Here is a 20,389-nt window from a genome sequence, read left to right as displayed (position 1 = left end):
CATGTTTCTGGCAAGAAGCTTTTTTTGTCAGAAACATTCAAGTAAGTGCCCTTCGGCGCCAGTTTCTTAATTTAAGAATCTGGAGGAATGATTATGTCTACAAAAGACACAGAGTTTTCATTAGAGGCAGTACCTCAAAGTAATCGCAAAAGTTTTTGGAATATTTTAGTTGTAATGGTTTCACTCAGCTTTTTCTCTGCAAGCATGTGGTCTGGAGGCACACTTGGCCAAGGATTATCTTTTTGGAATTTCATCTTAATTGTCCTATGCGGTAATTTAATTCTTGGTTTATACACAGGCGCCCTCGCTTATATCTCAGCAAAAACAGGACTATCTACTCATCTACTCGCTCGTTACGCCTTTGGTGAAAAAGGCTCATATCTCACTTCATTTTTACTTGCAGCAACTCAAGTTGCTTGGTTCGGTGTCGGTCTAGCAATGTTTGCAGTACCAGTATCAATGGCCACAGGTATTAATGTATATATCCTCATTGGCGTCTTCGGCATCGCTATGACAATCTCATCAATCTTTGGCTTAAAAGCCTTAGCCATACTCGGTTTTATTTCAGTACCTACAATTACAATTTTCGGTAGTTATTCAATGACTAACGCTATAGACTCAATGGGCGGTATGGAAGCCCTGATGGCTTATGAACCAAGTCAAGCAATGAGTATATCTTTGGCACTTACCATTTGTGTTGGATCATTTATTAGTGCTGGCACCTTGACACCTGACTTCACTCGTTTTGCCAAAAGCCCTAAATCAGCTGTAAGTTCTGCTGTAATAGCTTTTTTCATCGGTAACTCTCTTATGTTTCTATTTGGTGCAATCGGTGCAATGGCCTTTGGAGTTGCCGATGTTTCTGAAGTCATGATGCTACAGGGTCTGATGATACCAGCTATCATTGTTCTCGGCTTAAATATCTGGACGACTAATGACAGTGCCTTGTATGCTTCTGGACTAGGTTTTGCAAACATTTTTAAATTACCTAAGAAACAAATTGTCGTTGTTAATGGCATCTTAGGTACATTGAGCGCAATGTGGTTATACAATAACTTTGTAGACTTTTTAACACTGCTCGGCTCAGCACTTCCATCTATTGGAGCAATAATTTTAGCAGATTACTTTATTGTCAGAAAGAGAGAATACCAAGCCTTCTCAACGACTAAATTTAAAGCAGTCAATCCTATAGCCTTATTCGCATGGCTCTGTGGTATTATCCTAGCGAACTTTGTACCGGGTATCCCGCCACTGAATGCTTTAATTGGTACAAGTGTGATCTATATCATTACAATGAAACTAGCAAGCTATCGTCAAACGGTATCAGTTAAAAATCCAATAAATAGAGAGGAAGAAATTGTACGTGATTATTAAAAATGCAAGTTTAAGAGGCCAAGTTGGTTTATGGAATATTTTAATCGAAGATGGTAAGTTCAAAAAAATTAGCCAGGAAGATATTCAAGGTGAAGATGTTATCGATATCAATGGCGCTTTAGTCTTGCCTCCTTTTATCGAACCTCATATTCACTTAGATACAACACTGACTGCTGGTGAACCTGAGTGGAATTTAAGCGGTACATTATTTGAAGGAATTCAAAGATGGTCTGAGAGAAAAGAGTCATTAACAATAGAAGATGTTAAACAACGCTCTAAACAAGCGATAAAATGGCAAATTGCCCAAGGTATTCAATATATTCGTACCCATGTTGATGTCACAGATCCAGAACTCACTGCTTTAAAAGCAATGCTTGAAGTTAAGGAAGAACTAGCTGACTTTGTTGAAATTCAATTGGTCGCTTTTCCACAAGAAGGGATTCTGTCATATCCAAATGGAGAAACACTTTTAGAAGAAGCGCTTAAACTTGGAGCTGACGTGGTCGGTGCGATCCCACACTTTGAATTCACTCGTGAGTACGGGGTCGAATCTCTGAAAATCGCTTTTGATCTCGCTGAAAAATACGATACACTCATCGATGTCCATTGTGATGAAATTGATGATGAACAATCACGATTTGTTGAAGTTGTTGCCAACGAAGCACTAAAACGTGGTTTAGGTGAGAAAACAACTGCTAGTCATACAACAGCTATGGGTTCATATAATGATGCTTATACTGCAAAATTGTTCAGACTCCTAAAATTATCAAATATTAATTTCGTTTCAAACCCACTGATAAACATTCATTTACAAGGTCGCTTTGATACGTATCCAAAAAGACGTGGTCTAACAAGAGTAAAAGAAATTCAAGCTGCAGGTATGAACATCTGCTTTGGTCACGATGATATATTTGATCCATGGTATCCGTTAGGTACGGGTAATATGCTGCAAGTTCTTCATATGGGTATTCATGCTGCACAGTTAATGGGGAAAGATGAAATTATTAACTCAATAGATTTAGTCACTAAGAATAGTGCAAAAACACTCCATATCGAAGACAAGTATGGAATAGAAGTAGGAAAAGATGCGAATTTTATCATTTTAAATGCAAATAATGAATATGAAGTTATCCGTAAACAAGCTGTAGTTACGCATTCATTTAGAAAAGGTAAACTCATCGCAAGTACTAAACCGAGCGAAACTACGATCAACTTAGAAGAAATTGAAGATGTTACATTTGATCGTTAAGACATTCTATAGCTTATCCAGACAAGTTTTTCGTATTATTATCAATTACTTGTTAAAATATACTTACAATATATAAGTAATAGGTAGGTGCACATGATGGTCGAAAATAAAGAATCCAAGCAAACAGATGTAAAAGATCAAAAAGTGGAGCCACTTTCTTTTGGCGGTCAAACAGGTATGGTTTGTGATTTTGAAACCGGCATCTGTGGTCCAGTCAATGATAATAAAACAACAGAAAATGAGGATAAGTAATAATGAAAATTACAATTTGGTCAGACTTCGTATGTCCGTTTTGCTATATCGGGCAAGCTAATTTAGACAATGCTTTAAGTAAATTTGAGCATAAAGATGATGTGAACATAGAGTATAAGAGTTTCCTTTTGATGCCTGATGCTGAATATGTACCAGGAGAAGCATATGCAGAAACTTTCTCTAAAATGAAAGGCATGCCTGTAGAAAGAGCACAAGGTATGTTGTCACAAGTCACAGAGACAGCTAAAGATGCTGGTGTTGAAATCAATTATGATAATGCTAAGCTGACAAGTACACTAGATGCTCATAGAGTTTTCCAATATGCTAAAACAAAAGGCAAAGATGTAGATTTCTTCAAAACGTTCTATCAAGCTCACTTTAAAGATGGTGAAGTTTTAAACGATTTCGATACAATCATTCGTTTATCTGAATCTGTTGGTCTAGATGCCGAAGAAGTTAAAAAGATACTAGAGAATAAAGACTATGATCAAGACGTCAATGTCGATATTTCTCAAGCATCACAACTTGGTGTGCAAGGTGTGCCATTCTTTTTAATCAATGACAAATATTCAATCTCTGGTGCACAACCAGTCGAACTATTTGAAGAAGCTTTAGGAAAAATTTACGCTGAAGAACAAGCTGAATAAAACTACTATAAAGAATGAAGCAGAAATCTCTGTTTCATTCTTTTTGCTTTATATAGACATCTTTAATTATCAGATTTATTTCGATTTCTTATTATTTTGTAATATATTTGAAATATAATAAATCATGTGTTCCCGTGTCAGTAGAATAAAGATTCAAATCTAAGGAAGGGGACTTCTCTAATGAAAAAGAAAGCTTTATTCACAACAGCATTAGTAGCCGGTGCACTTACATTTAGCGGATTTAATACGCCTGCACAAGCGGACGAAACAGCTGATCAAGATTATGCTAAAACAGTTTGGGGTACTCTAGAACCTCCTCAATTTGACCTAGATGGAGACGGTTGGGCTGACGGTGGATTTTCTACAGAATGGTTACCTCAAGATCAAAAAAATAAAATTGATGAACTCTCACAACAAAAAGACAGTGGACAATTATCACAAGCGGATTATAACGAACAAGTTGCTGAAATCTTTGCAGAAGAAGATGCTCTAGTTAACAGTCCCGTTAAAGTGACGGATGATACAGTATTTAATGCAGACGGACCACACCAACCACTACCTGAAGAATTCCAGGATAATAAACAAGTATCTTTAGAAGATGATGGTAATGATGAAAGTGATGGAAATACTGCAGAAGCAAATAAGACTAGTGATGAAGACGTTTTAACAGATCCACCAAGTGAAGAATATCTGGCGGACTTAGCTTTAAACTCACCAGAAAAATTGGATAAATCACCGCTTCATAACGTACCTTATGATTACAACTTTGAATATGACGGTCGTGAATTCCACTTTGCTTATGATGGTCAAGATTGGACTTGGTCATACGATGAACTTGAAAATGAGTACGATGAATTATCAAAAGAAGAGTTAATTAATCTCGTTCATAATGACCCACAAGTTCTAATCGAGCGACCTGTTAAAGAAGGTAGCTATGATATTTCCTTCTCTGATGATAAGTATGTCTATCACTTCGAATCTGACGGAAAAAATTGGACTTGGACTTACAATGATAAATAATATTTAAGACTAAGAAGGGCTTGGATAGATATCCAAGCCCTTCTTTTTATAGATTTATGTGTAAGGTTCTAGCAATTTGTTCTGCTAGCTTTTCAATGCCATCTTCTGTGACATCATTATCCATAGCCGCTTCTATATCTCTTGGTCGATCTTGAATACTAAAAAGTGCATCGATGCCATATTCATTTAGGCTATAAGCATCATCTGTTAAAGCACCAGCGATTGCGACAATCGGTAAGTCGTGTTTTTTAGCAAGTTTTGCCATACCTGCTGGCACTTTCCCCATGGACGTTTGAGCATCTAACTGCCCTTCTCCTGTAACTACTAAATTCGCTTCTTTGACAGCACCTTCGACCTTTAACACATCAAGTATCAGTGAAATACCTGATTCTAATTCTCCGTTCAAGTAACCATAAAAGGCAGCTCCTAAACCTCCAGCAGCACCCCCACCTTCTATAGAATCAATATCTATATCTAGTAGGCTCTCAGTTTTTTGAGCGAAATGTTTAAGTCCTTCATCGAGTGGTTCCAATTGATCTTTTGTTACTCCTTTTTGAGGACCAAATACATATGTAGCGCCATTTTTACCATATAACTGATTGGTCACATCACAGGCTACTCTAAAATGACAATCTTTAAATTTTTGAGTCGGTTCAATTTCAGCGATATCCCTTAAATAGTCGCCTCCAAGTTCAATCTCCTTATGGTTTTTATCTAAAAATTTGAAACCTAAGGCTTGCAACATACCAACACCACCGTCGTTTGTCGCACTTCCACCGAGACCAATAATAAACTTTCGAGCTCCTTGTTTATAAGCATGCTGAATCATCTGACCGACACCATAACTCGTTGCTTTAAGGGGATTTAATTCCTCATTTTTTAGTAAGGTCAGTCCACATGCTGAAGCAACCTCTATAATTGCGAGCTCATCACTTTCTATATAACCATATGAAGCAGTGACTTCTTTTTTCAGTGGTCCTAGAACTGTCGTTTCTATTAAATCGCCCTTCATACCATCTACTAAAGTCTCTGTTGTACCCTCTCCACCATCAGCCATTGCAAAAGTCACGATGTCAGCATCATGATATATTTTTTGAAAACCTCTTTTGACTGCCATATTTGCTTTTACAGAAGATAAACTCCCCTTAAAAGAATCCATGCCAACAATTACTTTCATCCTACTCACCCTCATAAATCTGTTAGATTTGATAGTTTTTTATGATTGCATCTGTTACACCCACCATACTTCTTTAAAGTCGCTCAAGAAGAGATATTACATGCATTAGCCAACTTTGATAGTTAAAATGAAGTTACAAGATTAAAGGAGGCTCTTTATGAGGGATTATAAGGCATTAGTCGTAGATAAGAAAGACGATGAGACCGAAATGAGTATTCAAACTCTTACTATGGATGATGATCTAGCTAAAGATGAGGTTCTGATTGATGTGCATTATTCCAGCATTAACTACAAGGATGGCATGGTTGCAGCGCTCGGACAAATCGCTACAACTTATCCGATTACACCTGGGATTGATTTAGCAGGTCGTGTGGTGAAATCTGAAAATGATCACTTTAAAGTCGGTGATGATGTTCTCGCAACAAGCTATGATATTGGTACTGCCATTAACGGTGGTTATGCAGCACTTGCTAAAGTCCCCGCTGATTATGTCCATCACCTACCCGTTGGGCTTACTCTAAAAGAGTCAATGATTCTAGGGACTGCAGGTCTCACTGCAGCAATTGCTATTACTAAACTTGAGGCTGTCGGTCTACACAAAGAGGGAGGGCCAATTCTCGTTGCAGGTGCTTCCGGAGGATCAGGGTCTTTATCAGTTAATATGTTGAGCAAATTAGGTTTCGAAGTTGTCGCAAGTAGTGGCAGTAAAGAAAACACAGATTACTTAAAATCAATTGGTGCTAATGATGTTATCGATAGAAGTGAAGTAGAAAATAATCATGACAAACCAGTCAACAAGCCACTCTACCAAGCAGCGATTGATCCTGTTGGTGGTAAAACAACTGAATATATTATCAAAACTTTGAAACCTGAAGGTGCATTAGCAACTTTCGGTTTAGTTGGCGGCGTTGAAGTTCATACAAGTGTCCTACCCTTTATAGGACGCGGTATTCACTGGCTTGGGGTCGATTCAGTTTACTATCCAAAAGAAAAAAGAATTGCAGCCTGGAAAAGACTGGGTGAAGATTTAAAACCAGATATTCTTGACTCACAAGCAGTGACTGAAGTGAGCTTGAATGAGCTACCACAAACACTTCACGATATTATCGATGGAAAAACAAAAGGACGTACAATTGTTAATTTGAAGTTATAATCTTAAAAAAAAAGGGGCTGGGACAAAAGTCCAGTCTCTAGGTCAAATATCGATGAAAATTCCATTGGATCTGTCAGAAATGATGTCGAATGGAAAAAAACCTGGAAAACTATATTTCTGTTTTCCAGGTCATTTTTTACTTGTAGGTTTAGGATTTATATCCCAGCCCTTTTCTTTTTATATTGATAAAATAACCTCTCTTAATACTTGAGGTAACATCTCAAATGCATTTCTCTTATGCAGACGCTCTGACAATTTATGTGCATCTTTGCCGAAAGGACCGATATTCATCACTGGTGCATTCAGTTTTTGCATATCTTCAAATGGAATTGAATAGGTCTCTCCCCAAAGTGGGGCGTTATGCTTGAACACTTCCCAATCATCATCTTCAGCAGAAAAATTCACATACGATAAATCTGAAATCCCATTAAAATAATGTTTATTTACAACCGTGTGGTTGTAGGAAGTTTCAAATGCTTTTTCTGTCACATCAATCAATTTTTTAACTAATTCATCATCTGATGAGTTTACTGCTGGCATATAAGGTGGAGCAAACATTAGAATTGTCGCTGGTGCGAGTTCCTGACAGTATTCCATTAAACGGTCAGCAATAAGTAAAGTTAGCTTTCTTTGATCACCTTGATAATTTTCAACCATCGGTTTAATTAAACGTTCCGCTTCTTCTTGACTGTATTTATCAATGAAATATTCTAAAACTTCACGGTACTCCATCACCCTAATGCACTGTAAAGCTTCTACCTTATTATCTTCTACAATCCTTAAGTAATCTTTTCGACATTCATCCATTGCCTCTTCAGCAATTTCCTTAAAAATCATCATGACATCTCGTGCACTCTGCTCCATAGTGACAACATTATACAAGGAATAGCTATGGTGAGAAGTTTGAACGTCATAATTCTCCTTTAAATCATTTGATTGTAGACAGATTGGTAACGGCGTTGTCTCACCGTCAAATGACTCTTTAAATCGGTCAGTGAATTCCATTTTCTTATTCAAGTAAGACGATAAAAAGTGTGCAGTAATACCGCCTAAGGGCTCACCAGCGTGTGTAGGAATGCCATAAAATAAAGCAGCTGGCATAATTTTACCGATTGAGCCTGAATATATGTAGTGATTATTATCTTGTGGCTCTTGAGTAAATGAAGGTTCTCCATTTAAGAACAATTTAATATTTAACTCATACTCTTCTTTTAATTGAACCAGACCCGGCACAGCTGCTAGCATGCCTGCAGAACTCACCTCTTCATCTGGTACAGTGATGAGTAAGATATTAATGTCCCATTCTTCTTTGATTGCCTGTTCCAAAATATGCATATGTAGCGCTAAGCCTGCTTTCATATCCATCACGCCACGTCCAAAAACAAACTCCCCTGTTTCAAGATCTGCTTGAGCTTCCTTAGATAAATTAACATCTGAAACTTTCAGCTTTTCTGTTAAAGTCTTTGGATCAAAAGCTAAATGAGAGAGCTGCCCATATTCTTCCACTCCAACCGTGTCAAAATGACTGATCAAGACAACCGTATCCTGTGTCTTTTTATTTTTATATAAAGCAGAGAGCGCATTTCTAGCAAAACCAGCATCAAACAAACGAATTTTATCTTCTTGTTTTTTAAAATATTCTAGCTCTAATAGTTTGTCCTTTAATTTATATGGAAAATCAATCTCCCCTTGGCTTCCAGATAAACTCTGCCAAGATACTAATTCGTATAAAAGTGCTTCGATATCAACTGCACCTTGCCACAGATAACCGTTTTGTTCCATATTCATTCCCCTTTTTTAAAAAACTTTCAAATAATCTTTTATCTATCATACCTTTATTCTAACTAACTTGCTTAGAATTTAAGATATAAATATGATTTTGAATTTATTTCGAATTCTATTCAAATTAATGGTTTTATATTTGTTATCATGATACAATTATTCCTGATATTGTAAATAAATTCAAAGGAGAAAACATGTCTAAAGAAAAAGTGAAAAAACCTTTTTACAAACGTCTTTGGTTCCTTGTCCCAACCTTGTTTATCGGTATTATTTTGTTATCCAATCTAATTGGTGGAGTCGATGAAGATTTAGAAGAAGAACCGGAAGCTAATATTTCTAATGACAGTAAGTCTAAAACAACAGCTGACACAGAACCAGATACTGATTTGGATAATGAAGAAGAATCCAGCTTAAGTGATGACTTAACAACAGAGGTAAGCGCTGATGAAAAAACTGAAGATATTACAGAAGAAAAAGAAGTTGAAGTAGATAATTCCTCTGAAGTTGATTTTATAGCGGAAACATATATTACAACAATGCCTTTTTCAAAATCTGGACTAATAGATCAATTAGAGTTTGAAGGCTATTCAACAGAAGAAGCAACTAACGTTGTAGAAAAACTAGATGTTGACTGGATGGAGCAAGCTAAACTTAAGGCTCAAGATTATTTGGAAACTATGCCATTTTCAAAAGATGGTTTAATTGAGCAATTGGTCTTTGAAGGTTTTAGTGAAGAAGAAGCCAACTACGGTGCGACTCAAGTTGAAGATGCAGAAAATAGTAATAGTAGTAAAACTGGTGAGACAATGTCTCAAGCTAATGCTGTAAAACAGGCTGAAAGTTACTTGAAGAGTATGCCGTTTTCAAAATCTGGTTTAGTCGACCAACTAGTTTTTGAAGGTTACCCTGCAGAAGATGCGAGTTATGCGGTCGATCAAATTGAGGTTGACTGGAAGGAACAAGCTAAACTTAAAGCAATTGATTATTTGGATACTATGCCGTTTTCAAGAGTAGAATTAATAGACCAATTAGTCTTTGAAGGTTTTAGCGTTGAAGAAGCCACTTATGGTGTAGACCAAACCGACTTATAAATTTAGAGCCCTGATGAATATTCAGGGCTCTTTCTTAATTTCCTTCTCCTGTATAACTGACCTTGCCAGTCTCTACTAATTCTTTTAAGCCCATAAACATATAGTTATAGCCTTCTTCTGTACTGTCATGATATTCCTTTTCTGCTCTTTCAATATCTTCTTTTGTCCAATTATCTTCGTGTAATACTGTGATATCGTGTGAAAAGATCATATTCGTTCCTGCTGGGGTTTGCTTTAGAGCTACTGATAAAAGATCTTCATCCGAGCTGAATTGTGGCATCTTAAAAGTGAAAACTAATTTCTCATTGTCTACTATTTCTTTATAAGTTCCGATGGCTCTGAAATCTTGGCCTTGTCTGTGGTCAATGACTTCCCAATCACCACCGACTTGTAAATCATTTTTTGCAACTTTATTTGTTGCTTGTAGAGTCATGAACCAATTTCTAAAGAGTTCTGGATTTGTCCATGCTTCAAATACTCTATCTGGTTCCACTTCAAAATCTCTTACCATTGTTAAGTTTACTACCGATTTGTCTGCCATATTCAACACCCCTATTCAAAAAATTTCTATTTCACATACTACTTTATACTAAAATAGCGTAATATAATAACTATCTTGCGTTTGAAATAAGGAGAATTTTTAATGATAGGCACTATTTTTAATGTAATAATGATCATCATAGGATCAACGATTGGCAGTCTCTTCAACAAAGGAATTAAAAAAGAATATCACGATGTCCTGATGACTGCTATGGGCTTGGTTGCATTCGCCATAGGTGTCAATGCTATCGTTCAATATATGCCTGAAAGTAAATTTCCAGTTTTATTTATTTTATCGTTAGCTTTAGGTGGCGTAATCGGACAGATGTTAAACCTAGAAGATAAATTTAATAATGCTGTTAGTAAATATTCAAAAGGAGATTTAGCTCAAGGCTTATCCACTGCTATTTTACTTTATTGTATTGGAACCTTATCTATACTCGGACCAGTTGAAGCTGCAGTGAATCAAAACTACACATACCTGATTACTAATGGGATTCTGGATGGTATCACTTCTATTGTCCTCGCTTCAACCTTCGGCTTTGGCATTGTCTTGTCCGCAGTTGCGGTCTTTCTTTGGCAAGGCTCAATCTACTTGTTTGCCTTGTTTATGGAAAGTTCAATCAACGTAGATATATTAAACGAAGTTAATATTATTGGTGGTATTTTAATTTTGATGGCCGGTCTAGGAATTTTAAACATCAAATCCTTTAAAACAATGAACTATCTACCAGCCCTACTCGTAGTGCCACTTATGTATGTAATTTTCAACTTCTTCAGCTAAGCTTGAATTAAGTTCAAGTTTAGCTTAGACTATATATATTGTTTGTTGGGGGCCATAGCTCAGCTGGGAGAGCGTTGCGCTGGCAGTGCAAAGGTCAGGGGTTCGAACCCCCTTGGCTCCATTAAAAAATAAGAAAGACAGCTTAGAAATCTAAAAATTTCTAAGCTGTCTTTTTTGGTTTAAGTAGGATATTAGAAGTGGTGATAAGTCATGACCACTCTCTTATCAAAATGTTCTTTTTTCACTCCGAGCATTATCAGTTCTCTTTTTATAATCAAATTTATTCATTAAAGGCAGAATTATAAATACTAGCCAAAATTCAAAGCGTGTAATGTTCAGAACAGACATTTGAGGCTGACCCCAAAATATATTTAAAGAAATGATTAGAACAATGATGAATATAACTCTGTTTTGCCCTGCTTTTTTATCTGCTTCAGTTTCCTCAATGTCTTCTGAATCCCGTGAATCCAATAGCACCATCAATATAATAAAAGCAATCGTTGCAAATAATGGCCCGAATTGGAGGCCAAAGGTAACCCACTCATGTTCATATAAAAAATCACAAACTATAGTATATATAACTACTGCTGGAAAGATAAAATTCATTACAACATATTCTAGTTTACGCACTACTATCACCTTGTGGAAATTGTCTTACTTTCCATTACCCTACAATAATGATTCTAATTCTATTTTGTCACCTAGTTCATAATATATTTGCTGATTAATTCAAAGGTGTTCTTCAAAGCATCTACATGAGTACGTTCCATGCCGTGACTGCTTGCAACACCTGGACCGATTAGGGCTGCTCTTATATTTGCACCACCTGAAAGTGCAGCGGATGCATCACTACCGTACATTGGATAAATGTCTACTGCATAATTTAAGTTGTCTTCTTTAGCAAAATTAATGAGCTTACTTGTCAGTTCATAATCATATGGACCTGACGAATCTTTGGCACAAATCGACACATCATATTCTGTGCAATCTAAATCAAGTCCTATACATCCCATATCAACTGCTAGTAATTCACTGATATCTTCTGGAATCCATGCAGCACCATGACCGACTTCTTCATAAGTAGAAAAAATAAAAGTGAGATTCGTTTTAGGTGTTACATTTTCTTCTTTTAACATTTTTAAAATGCTGATTAAAAGTGCAACTGACGCTTTATCATCTAAAAATCTCGATTTAATAAAACCAGATTTCGTCACTGAGACTTTAGGATCATAGGCAATAAAATCCCCATTTTGAATGCCTAACTTTTTAACATCCTCTTTGTTTTCAACGCGTTCATCTAGTTTAACTACTAAGTTGTCTATATCTCTTTCTTTAGTAGATGCATCTTTGAAGACATGAATAGACGGTGATTTAGAAAGTATAGTACCTGTATAGACCGTCTCATCACGTGTGATAATATCACAATATTCACCATCTAAAGTTGGAGTTAAAGGTCCACCGAGTTTTGTTAATGATAAAGTACCATCTTCATTAATAGAACGCACCATTAAACCTAGCGTATCTACATGGGCACTTAAACCTCTACTTATTTCTTTATCTTCCCCTTCAACATTAACAAGTAGATTTCCTTTAGGTGTTAAGCTCGCTTCATAACCAAGATTCTCCACTGCACCTTTAAGGAAGTGAATGGCGTCACTTGTATAACCTGTTGGACTATTAATTGTCAGTAACTCTTTTAAAAACTGTACCGTTTCTTCTTGTTTAAACACACAAAATCCCCCTTTTCATATATCTTAATTATACACTTTTGCTTAGCTTATACTCCAAGTAAAAAAAGACCGACTGATTCATCAGTCGGTCTCATAAATATTTAAGCATTTGAACTTTCAGTTTCTGGTTCTACTAGTTGTCCTTCTTCTTCTAAGTAACGCTCAACACCTTCAGCCGCACGATATGCTAAGGCACCGATTGTTGGTGTTGGGTGATGTCCTCCGAATTGTGGGAAGGCTGAACCGCCGACTACGAATAGATTATCTACATCCCACATTTGTAAGTAACTGTTTACTGCTGACGTTTCTGGATCTGCTCCCATAACGACGCCACCAGTGTAGTGTCCACCTGAGAAGACATGGTCGAACTCATCTGGAATTTCATCCGCTTCAACAATATCTGCTCCCATTTCTTCCATGATCTCAACACATTTTTCTACTCCAAATTCAGCAATTGGACGTTCATTTGAACCAAATTTATATGTTGCACGAAGTAATGGATCACCGTACTCATCTTTGTATGTTGGGTCTAAGTCTAAGTAATTATGCCAGTAAGACATTGCGATACTTGTATACCAAATATGCAGTGCACTATAAGCATATTTCAGTGATTGCTTCTTATATTCTGCACCCCAGCTTGGAGTATCTTTAGGATAGTTATTACTACTTGAAATCGCAGCAAAACCATACTGTCTTAACTCAATAGCGCCGCCACCGATAAAGTCCAAATCAGTGTGGTCAAAGTTATCCGCTGCATAGTCATTTACCGCAGCACCAAGTGCCCCAGCTCCCATGTAAAGGTTCCATTTCTCGTTCTCAAAGTAACCAACTGCACCGTGGAAAGCAGAGTTATACTGACCATTAAAGTTTCTACCAATTACACCTTCACGTGTTTCTGGATCATACTGCTCACCAATGTCAGATAACATAAGTAAACGGTTGTTTGAAAAGGCAAAGGCAGCTAAGACGACAACATCTGCAGGTTGTTCGAATTCTTCACCTGTTTGCTCATCTGTATACATAACACCTGTTGCTTTTTGGTTATCTTCATCATATAAGACACGACGTACGTTAGCGCGTGTTCTTAATTCGAAGTTATCATGTCTAAGTGCTGTTGGAACAACTGTTGCTAATGGATCTGATTTTGCATCAAAGTCACAACCTGCACGTGTACAGAATGAACAGTACATACATGCATTCAGTTTTTCACCATCAGGGTTTTCATAGTTTTGTGACATGTTTCCTGCAGCGATTTGGAAAGGATGTAATCCGAGATTCGCTGTTGCTTCTTTAAATAATTTTAAAGATGGCGTTTCATTTAACGGTGGGTTTGGCCATTCCATCTTACGCTCAGGTGCAAGAGGATCTTGTTCACCTGAAATACCAGCCGTTTTTTCCCATTTTTCATAATATGGTTCTAACTCTTCGTAAGTAATACCCCAGTCTTGTAGGTTCATGTCATCAGGAATTTTATCCTCACCGTAGCGCTCGATTGTTTGGCTACGAATTTCAAATTCATATGGCCAGTAACGATAAGTCGCACCTGCCCAGTGAACACTCGCTCCACCAACGTCAGCACCAAGTTGCATATCTTTCATCGTACGAATTGGTAGGGCTGTTTCATCAATTTCGTTTCTAGATGTAATCGTGTCACCTTTAAGTGTTTGCATGATCTCAAATCTATTATCAAATCTTAATTCGTCTTTAACACCAATGTAGTCACTACGCTTTGCATTATGACCCTTCTCTAAGCCGACTACATTTTTGCCTGCTTTAGCAAGTTCAGCACTGACGATACCGCCAGCCCAGCCCATGCCGACAACGACAACATCTACTTTTTCTAATTCAGTCGCCATTACATTCCGCCCCCTTGGTAAGCTCTAAGAGCTTCTGGTTCAATCTCTTGGAACTCTTCTGCTGTTATTTGGTCCATCCATCCCATTCTAGGACCTGGATATTGAATCATCTTCCAACCTTCCATATTACGGTTACCACCATATGTTGGGTCAGAATAGACACCTTCAATTGTTGTACTTCTTAAAAGTGAGAAGAAGGCAGACGATCTCATTCCTTCAATTTCGACTTCATCCGCTTCAAATGCCTTAAGAATTTCATCTTGCTGTTCACCGTCAAGATTTACAAAATCATCGTCATATTCTTCTGTTGCATAAGACATCATTCGTCTAATACCCATTAAGAACATCTCACCACGGTCCATCTTTTCTTGACGACCATGTGTGTCCGAAGACATTGGTCTAAACGGTCCCATACGGTAATCCGTACCATTTGTACCCCATGTTCCGTATAACTGTCTATCGATAAAGTACGGTACACCAAGTTCAATCGCACCTGGACCATTATCGTCTTCTGGGTAGATTCTCTCTGTTGCTGCTGCGAGTGCTGCAAAGTCTTCTTGTCTACTAATGTAAGTTCTAGCATCTACAAGTGAACTGCCTGACTCTCCTTCGCCAGATGCAGTTTCTCCACCAGTCTCTGTATTCGCGTCACCTTCCTCAGTTTGATCCTCTCCAAACTTAAATCCAGTAAAGCCACCTAGTAAAGCACCACCAGCAATTCCCCCAGCTGCTACACCAGTTGTTTTTAGAAAATCACGACGGGAGAAAACTTTCTCATTTTTTTCGTCAGCCATGCTCATACCCCCTCATTAAAATTGTTTAAAACAGACTCCCCCTAATTGTATATTTCATCATCAATTGTGTCAAAAATTTGAAGGATATTTTTACCTTTTTTTATGAATTGTTTACAAGGCTTTAATCCCTAGCTGTATGATATAATATGGTCAAATACAAGACCTTTTTGTAACAATGTTTAGAGGTGACAAAATGAACAGAGTGGTAATTACAGGTATGGGGACAGTAAATCCAATTGGTCTTGATGTAGATGAGACCTGGAACAGTCTTATAAACAGTCAACATGGTATTTCTCTTGCCAGTCGTATCGATCCAAAACATTACAAGACTAAACTCGCTGGTCAGGTGAAAAACTTTGATCCCTCTTCTTTTATTGATAGAAAAGAAATCAGGCGCATGGACTTGTTTTCACAATATGCCTTAGCAGCAAGCCATCAAGCGCTAATAGATAGCCATTTCGAAATCACTAAGGATAATCAATACGACATCGGTGTGATTGTTGGTTCTGGCTCCGGTGGTTATGTATCCATGGAAGAGAATGTTCTGAAGCTAGCTAGTAAGGGACCGAATAAAGTCGAACCTTTTTTCCACATTAAGACTCCTGGTAATATGGCAGCAGCGAATATTGCCTTGCACTATCACATCAAAGGTCCTTCTATGTCCATAGCAACAGCCTGTGCTAGTGGTACAAACGCTATAGGAGAAGCCTTTTTAAAAATTAAAACTGGCCAATTATCCGCCTGTTTAGCAGGTGGTGCGGAAGGTACTTTGAGCGATTCTACCTACAGTGGTTTTTCAGTTTTAAGAGCAATGTCTACTAATGATGATCCTGATTCTGCCATGAGGCCATTCGATAAAGAACGCGATGGTTTTATTCCTGCTGAAGGTGCTGGAATATTGATGCTAGAATCTCTAGCTTCAGCTGAGAAAAGACAGGCACCTATCTATGCCGAAATTGTTGGCTACGGGGCAACTACGGATGCCTATCATGCCACAGCACCGGATCCATCGGCAGAAAGTGCTGCTAGAGCGATGAGCCAAGCTTTAAATATGGCAAAGGTTAGTCCTACTGAAGTCTCTTATATAAATGCTCACGGTACGTCGACACCATTAAATGATGAGAGTGAAACACGAGCCATTAAAATCGCTTTTGGCAAAGAGAGTAAAAAAACAGCAATTTCCAGTACTAAAAGTTACACTGGACATATGTTTGGGGCATCTGGGGCACTTGAGGCCTTAGTCAGCATTAAAGCGATAAATGAGTCGTTTATCCCACCAACGCTTGGCTTACACCAGCCTGAATTTGACCTGGACTTTGTGCCACTAAAAGGCCGCAGTCAAACAATCAACTACGCCCTATCTAACTCTTTTGGCTTTGGTGGACATAACGCATCACTATTATTTAAAAAATACTGACACATAATATTAGGGAGGATTTCTTTAATGAAAGCAGCAATACTCTGTGATAGTTCAGCATATTTAAAACATCCTTTAAAAGATAAAGAGAATATTTTCCAAGTCGACTTTACTCTAGTCTTACCTGACGGAGAAGTCATTACAGAATCTACGGACGAAAATCATCTTGATACCTTTTTTAAAACTTGGATGACTAAAGATACTGGCCAGCCAAAAACATCTCAGCCAAACATTCAAGATTATCATGACCGCTATGAGGAAATTATTAAAGCAGGTTATGACACAGTATTTGGTGTTTACTTAAGCTCAGGGGTCAGCGGAACATTCAATACTGCTGAGTTAGTCAGTGAAGAATATAGAGATCGACTCAATATTTATAATCTAGATGCTGTGGGTCTATCTGTGAATATGGAACAAATTATTCTTCAAATATCAACGATGATTGATCAAGGTTTAAAAGCTGAATCCATTATTAAAAATGCACAAACCTTAATGTCAGATAGCCGCTTTTTCATCTGTTTAGAAACGAACGATAATTTAATTAAAGGTGGCCGAGGCGAAGCACTCACTCAATATGAAAATCAAGCTCTAAAAACACGCTCAGTCTTAGAATATGTACCCGGGACTACACCTGAAGTTAGACATCTTTTAAGAACAAATAAACAAATGATAAAAACCATGACAGATATAGGAAAAGAATTTAGCTCACAACATCCAAACCAAAATCTACTAATTAGTATTGGTCACACCTTATCTGAAGAAAAAGCAAAAGAACTAGCAGAAAATTTACAGGATGCCTTAGATCAAACAGTCGATTTGTCTATCATTGGAACAGCTTTCTGTTCTCACCTAGGTAAAGGGGCTTTATCAGTTGGTTTCATGCCAACCTACAAGGAGTTTCCACATGATTAAAATCGCCGTTGACACTATGGGTGGCGATTACGGTCCAGAGATTACCATTCCAGCTGTTCTAAATTTTTTGAATCGCCAAGATGATGTGCACTGTCTACTTTTTGGTCATCAAGATGAAATCATGAAACATTTACCTCAATCTCAAGATAGAATCAGTGTGATCCATACAGAAAATGAAGTCACTGACCATGATGCGCCTTTAAAAGTTGTTCGGTCTAAACCTAGCTCTGCTTTAGTCCAAGCGATACAATCTGTTGCTGGTCATGAGGCGCATGCTTTTGTCTCTGCTGGTCATAGCGGAGCAATCTATGCAAGTAGCTTAAAAATACTCGGCAAATCACCAGGCATTTCAAGACCGGCCTCAGTTACGGTTATGCCAACAACTTCAATAGAATCACCTTGCTACTTACTCATCGACTCAGGTGCTAACATTGCGAGTAAGCCGGAACATTTAGTAGAATATGCAAAACTTGGCCAAGATTTAGCTCAAAACTTTTTACAAATCGAACAAGCGAGAATTGGACTGTTAAATATCGGTTCTGAAAAAACTAAAGGGAATGACTTCACTAAAACAGCACATACTCTGCTAGAATCAGAAACATCGATAAATTTCATCGGAAATGTAGAACCTAACCAAGCAATTAATGGTAATCACGACATTATTTTAGCGAATGGTTTTGACGGTAACATTATGCTAAAAGCAGTGGAAGGGACTGCTAAGGCTGTCATTAATAAAATCTCACAAGACATCAAAGTAGAAGAAATAGACGCTAAATCTAAAGAGACTATAGAAAAAATCATGGCTAAGTCTCTTAAACGATATACAAATGAAGAAATCGGTGGAGGTTTTATTCTCGGATTACCATCACCTATTGTCATTACGCACGGTCACGCATCTATGACCATGTTTGAAAATAGTTTAAATATGGCCTATAAATTGACTTAAATCTTGTCACATATTTGTGATATTTCATTACTTATGATAATTTAATAGTAAGAAAGACTCCTATTAGGAAGGTGAATTCTATGAAGAAAGTCACACTTTTTAGTTCAGCTTTAATAGCTGGCCTAGTCGCATTCAGCGGACTCAGTGCAACTGCACAAGCGGACGAGGCAAAAGAACCGAATGGAGCAAAGACTGTCTGGGGCGAATACTTACCTTCAAGTACTGACCCAGATGGTGACGGATGGGCAAACGTAGGCTTTGACGTATCTTGGATGCCACAGGAATCTCAAGATAAAGTTTCTGATTTAGTACGTCAGAAAGACTCAGGTGAATTGTCCCAAGTAGAATTTAACGAAGCAGTAGCGGAAGTGTTTGCAAGTGAACAAAACAAAGGTATCCCAGACGGATACGATGATCCAGCAAACGAACCAGTTAATGACAATGATGATGAAACAGAAATCACAGCACCATGGACTGAAGAAAAACTGGCTGATTTAGCCTTAAATTCACCAGAAACACTGAATAACGCACCACTTCACGATGTTCCTTATAACTATAATTTCACTTATGACAATCGTGAGTTCAACTTTAGCTATGACGGTAATGAGTGGTTATGGTCATATGAGGACAAGGTTTTAACAGAACCAGTAGATGAAGCATATCTTGCCAAGTTAGCATTACACTCTCCAGAAGTATTAAATGAAGCACCGCTTCATAATGTTCCTTATGATTATAATTTCAAATATGGTAGTTTCGACTTCCACTTTGATTATGATGGAACACACTGGAATTGGTCATACGATGTAAGTAAATAAGTATAATATAGTCTCTAGCATGCTGGGGTTTATCCTCAGTATGCTTTTTTCATGTTAAATTAGTATAATAAACAATCATAGTTAGGCGGTGCTTCAATGAAAGAAAATAAATACGATAATCCTGACTTCTTTACTGCCTACAGTCAGATGTCACGTTCAGTCAATGGCTTAGAAGGTGCTGGTGAATGGGAGATGTTTAAAGCGCTCCTACCGGACTTAAATGATAAAAATATACTTGATGTAGGTTGTGGCTTCGGCTGGCATTGCCGTTATGCGAGAGCACAAGGGGCGAGTTCAGTCATCGGTGTAGACCTATCAGAGAAAATGATAGAAAAAGCAAAAAGCATGACTGATGACTCTAAGATCACTTACTTGCAACTAGCGGTTGAAGATATTGATTTTATCGAGCAACAATTTGATGTGGTCATTAGTTCTTTAACATTCCACTACATTGAATCGTTTGACCGTCTATGTCAAAAAATTTATGCTTACTTAAATTTTGGCGGATCATTTGTATTTTCTGTTGAACACCCTATTTTCACCTCACGTCCTGAACAAGATTGGATTTATGATAATAAGGGCGAGCCTTTATATTGGCCAGTAGATGATTACAATATAGAGAGTGTAAGAGAGGCACAGTTTTTAGGTCACAAGGTCACGAAGTATCACCGTACACTTTCAACTTATATTAATTGCTTGATCCAAGCTGGTTTTACTGTGAATTCAGTTAAAGAAACATTACCACCGAACGCACTAACAAAAGATAAGATTGAAATGAAAGACGAGGTCCGTCGACCGATGTTTCTCATGATTTCAGTCACTAAAAATAGATAAAGTACGCACGAAAGGA

20 protein-coding genes and 1 tRNA gene are annotated in these 20,389 nt (G+C 37.6%); 14 read left to right on the top strand and 7 right to left on the bottom strand.

Annotated features, from left to right (window positions below; translation table 11 throughout):
• The first annotated feature begins 93 nt into the window (after window positions 1-93).
• The 5 genes from codB (at window position 94) to JEOSCH030_RS02145 (ending at window position 4,542) form a co-directional block, all read left to right on the top strand.
• Window positions 94-1,374, top strand: a complete 1,281-nt coding sequence (codB, locus tag JEOSCH030_RS02165) for a cytosine permease (protein WP_185124974.1) — start codon at window positions 94-96, stop codon at window positions 1,372-1,374.
• On the top strand, window positions 1,364-2,623 hold the full coding sequence (gene codA / locus JEOSCH030_RS02160; protein ID WP_185125033.1) for a cytosine deaminase: 1,260 nt from the start codon (window positions 1,364-1,366) through the stop codon (window positions 2,621-2,623). Before codB ends, codA begins: the two co-directional genes overlap by 11 nt.
• A 96-nt stretch (window positions 2,624-2,719) precedes the next feature.
• A complete protein-coding gene (locus tag JEOSCH030_RS02155) occupies window positions 2,720-2,875 on the top strand; it encodes a hypothetical protein (protein ID WP_185124973.1) in 156 nt (51 codons plus the stop codon).
• A gap of 2 nt (window positions 2,876-2,877) precedes the next feature.
• The gene (locus JEOSCH030_RS02150) at window positions 2,878-3,522 is read left to right on the top strand and encodes a DsbA family oxidoreductase (RefSeq protein ID WP_185124972.1); all 645 of its coding nucleotides are present in this window, start codon (window positions 2,878-2,880) and stop codon (window positions 3,520-3,522) included.
• 180 nt (window positions 3,523-3,702) lie between these two features.
• Window positions 3,703-4,542 (top strand): hypothetical protein, encoded by an 840-nt coding sequence (locus tag JEOSCH030_RS02145; RefSeq protein ID WP_185124971.1) that lies wholly within the window; start codon window positions 3,703-3,705, stop codon window positions 4,540-4,542.
• Between the two features lie 46 nt (window positions 4,543-4,588).
• On the opposite strand, the gene JEOSCH030_RS02140 is transcribed toward JEOSCH030_RS02145, so the two are convergent.
• Complete coding sequence (locus tag JEOSCH030_RS02140; protein WP_185124970.1) at window positions 4,589-5,719, bottom strand: glycerate kinase family protein; 1,131 nt, start codon at window positions 5,717-5,719, stop codon at window positions 4,589-4,591.
• A gap of 157 nt (window positions 5,720-5,876) precedes the next feature.
• On the opposite strand from JEOSCH030_RS02140, the gene JEOSCH030_RS02135 reads away from it, so the two are divergent.
• Complete coding sequence (locus tag JEOSCH030_RS02135; protein WP_185124969.1) at window positions 5,877-6,872, top strand: acrylyl-CoA reductase family protein; 996 nt, start codon at window positions 5,877-5,879, stop codon at window positions 6,870-6,872.
• 177 nt (window positions 6,873-7,049) lie between these two features.
• Here the strand turns inward: JEOSCH030_RS02135 and JEOSCH030_RS02130 are convergent, their stop codons facing one another.
• Window positions 7,050-8,654: a M20/M25/M40 family metallo-hydrolase gene (locus JEOSCH030_RS02130; protein ID WP_185124968.1), complete on the bottom strand. Its 1,605-nt coding sequence runs from the start codon at window positions 8,652-8,654 to the stop codon at window positions 7,050-7,052.
• A 194-nt stretch (window positions 8,655-8,848) separates the two neighbouring features.
• Between JEOSCH030_RS02130 and JEOSCH030_RS02125 the strand changes: the two genes are divergently transcribed.
• Window positions 8,849-9,745, top strand: coding sequence for an Ltp family lipoprotein (locus JEOSCH030_RS02125; RefSeq protein ID WP_185124967.1), 897 nt, complete (start codon window positions 8,849-8,851; stop codon window positions 9,743-9,745).
• Between the two features lie 34 nt (window positions 9,746-9,779).
• On the opposite strand, the gene JEOSCH030_RS02120 is transcribed toward JEOSCH030_RS02125, so the two are convergent.
• Window positions 9,780-10,286 carry an SRPBCC family protein gene (locus JEOSCH030_RS02120; protein ID WP_185124966.1) on the bottom strand — a complete coding sequence of 169 codons (507 nt, stop codon included), beginning with the start codon at window positions 10,284-10,286 and terminating at the stop codon, window positions 9,780-9,782.
• Between the two features lie 102 nt (window positions 10,287-10,388).
• Here JEOSCH030_RS02120 and JEOSCH030_RS02115 point away from each other — a divergent pair, with 102 nt between their 5' ends.
• A complete protein-coding gene (locus tag JEOSCH030_RS02115) occupies window positions 10,389-11,069 on the top strand; it encodes a DUF554 domain-containing protein (protein ID WP_185124965.1) in 681 nt (226 codons plus the stop codon).
• 48 nt (window positions 11,070-11,117) lie between these two features.
• A tRNA-Ala gene (locus JEOSCH030_RS02110) sits at window positions 11,118-11,190 on the top strand.
• A gap of 104 nt (window positions 11,191-11,294) precedes the next feature.
• Here JEOSCH030_RS02110 and JEOSCH030_RS02105 read toward each other — a convergent pair.
• The 4 genes from JEOSCH030_RS02105 to JEOSCH030_RS02090 all read right to left on the bottom strand — a co-directional run bounded on the left by JEOSCH030_RS02105 (window position 11,295) and on the right by JEOSCH030_RS02090 (window position 15,449).
• Entirely contained in the window at window positions 11,295-11,699 is a 405-nt protein-coding gene (locus JEOSCH030_RS02105) for a hypothetical protein (RefSeq protein ID WP_185124964.1), read from the bottom strand.
• A gap of 71 nt (window positions 11,700-11,770) precedes the next feature.
• Entirely contained in the window at window positions 11,771-12,799 is a 1,029-nt protein-coding gene (locus JEOSCH030_RS02100; RefSeq protein ID WP_185124963.1) for a M42 family metallopeptidase, read from the bottom strand.
• Between the two features lie 101 nt (window positions 12,800-12,900).
• Window positions 12,901-14,655, bottom strand: a complete 1,755-nt coding sequence (locus JEOSCH030_RS02095) for a GMC family oxidoreductase (protein WP_185124962.1) — start codon at window positions 14,653-14,655, stop codon at window positions 12,901-12,903.
• A complete protein-coding gene (locus JEOSCH030_RS02090; RefSeq protein ID WP_185124961.1) occupies window positions 14,655-15,449 on the bottom strand; it encodes a gluconate 2-dehydrogenase subunit 3 family protein in 795 nt (264 codons plus the stop codon). Before JEOSCH030_RS02090 ends, JEOSCH030_RS02095 begins: the two co-directional genes overlap by 1 nt.
• 193 nt (window positions 15,450-15,642) lie before the next feature.
• Here JEOSCH030_RS02090 and fabF point away from each other — a divergent pair, with 193 nt between their 5' ends.
• The 5 genes from fabF (at window position 15,643) to JEOSCH030_RS02065 (ending at window position 20,373) form a co-directional block, all read left to right on the top strand.
• Window positions 15,643-16,866 (top strand): beta-ketoacyl-ACP synthase II, encoded by a 1,224-nt coding sequence (gene fabF, locus JEOSCH030_RS02085; protein WP_185124960.1) that lies wholly within the window; start codon window positions 15,643-15,645, stop codon window positions 16,864-16,866.
• Between the two features lie 27 nt (window positions 16,867-16,893).
• Window positions 16,894-17,778, top strand: a complete 885-nt coding sequence (locus JEOSCH030_RS02080; RefSeq protein ID WP_185124959.1) for a DegV family protein — start codon at window positions 16,894-16,896, stop codon at window positions 17,776-17,778.
• Window positions 17,771-18,724, top strand: a complete 954-nt coding sequence (plsX, locus tag JEOSCH030_RS02075) for a phosphate acyltransferase PlsX (RefSeq protein WP_185124958.1) — start codon at window positions 17,771-17,773, stop codon at window positions 18,722-18,724. Before JEOSCH030_RS02080 ends, plsX begins: the two co-directional genes overlap by 8 nt.
• An 80-nt stretch (window positions 18,725-18,804) precedes the next feature.
• A complete protein-coding gene (locus tag JEOSCH030_RS02070; protein ID WP_185124957.1) occupies window positions 18,805-19,539 on the top strand; it encodes a hypothetical protein in 735 nt (244 codons plus the stop codon).
• A gap of 96 nt (window positions 19,540-19,635) precedes the next feature.
• Window positions 19,636-20,373 (top strand): class I SAM-dependent methyltransferase, encoded by a 738-nt coding sequence (locus tag JEOSCH030_RS02065; protein WP_185124956.1) that lies wholly within the window; start codon window positions 19,636-19,638, stop codon window positions 20,371-20,373.
• Window positions 20,374-20,389: the final 16 nt, after the last annotated feature.

This window comes from Jeotgalicoccus meleagridis (assembly GCF_903994045.1).
Lineage (GTDB): Bacteria > Bacillota > Bacilli > Staphylococcales > Salinicoccaceae > Jeotgalicoccus > Jeotgalicoccus meleagridis.
This window is presented reverse-complemented; position numbering and strand designations above follow the sequence as displayed.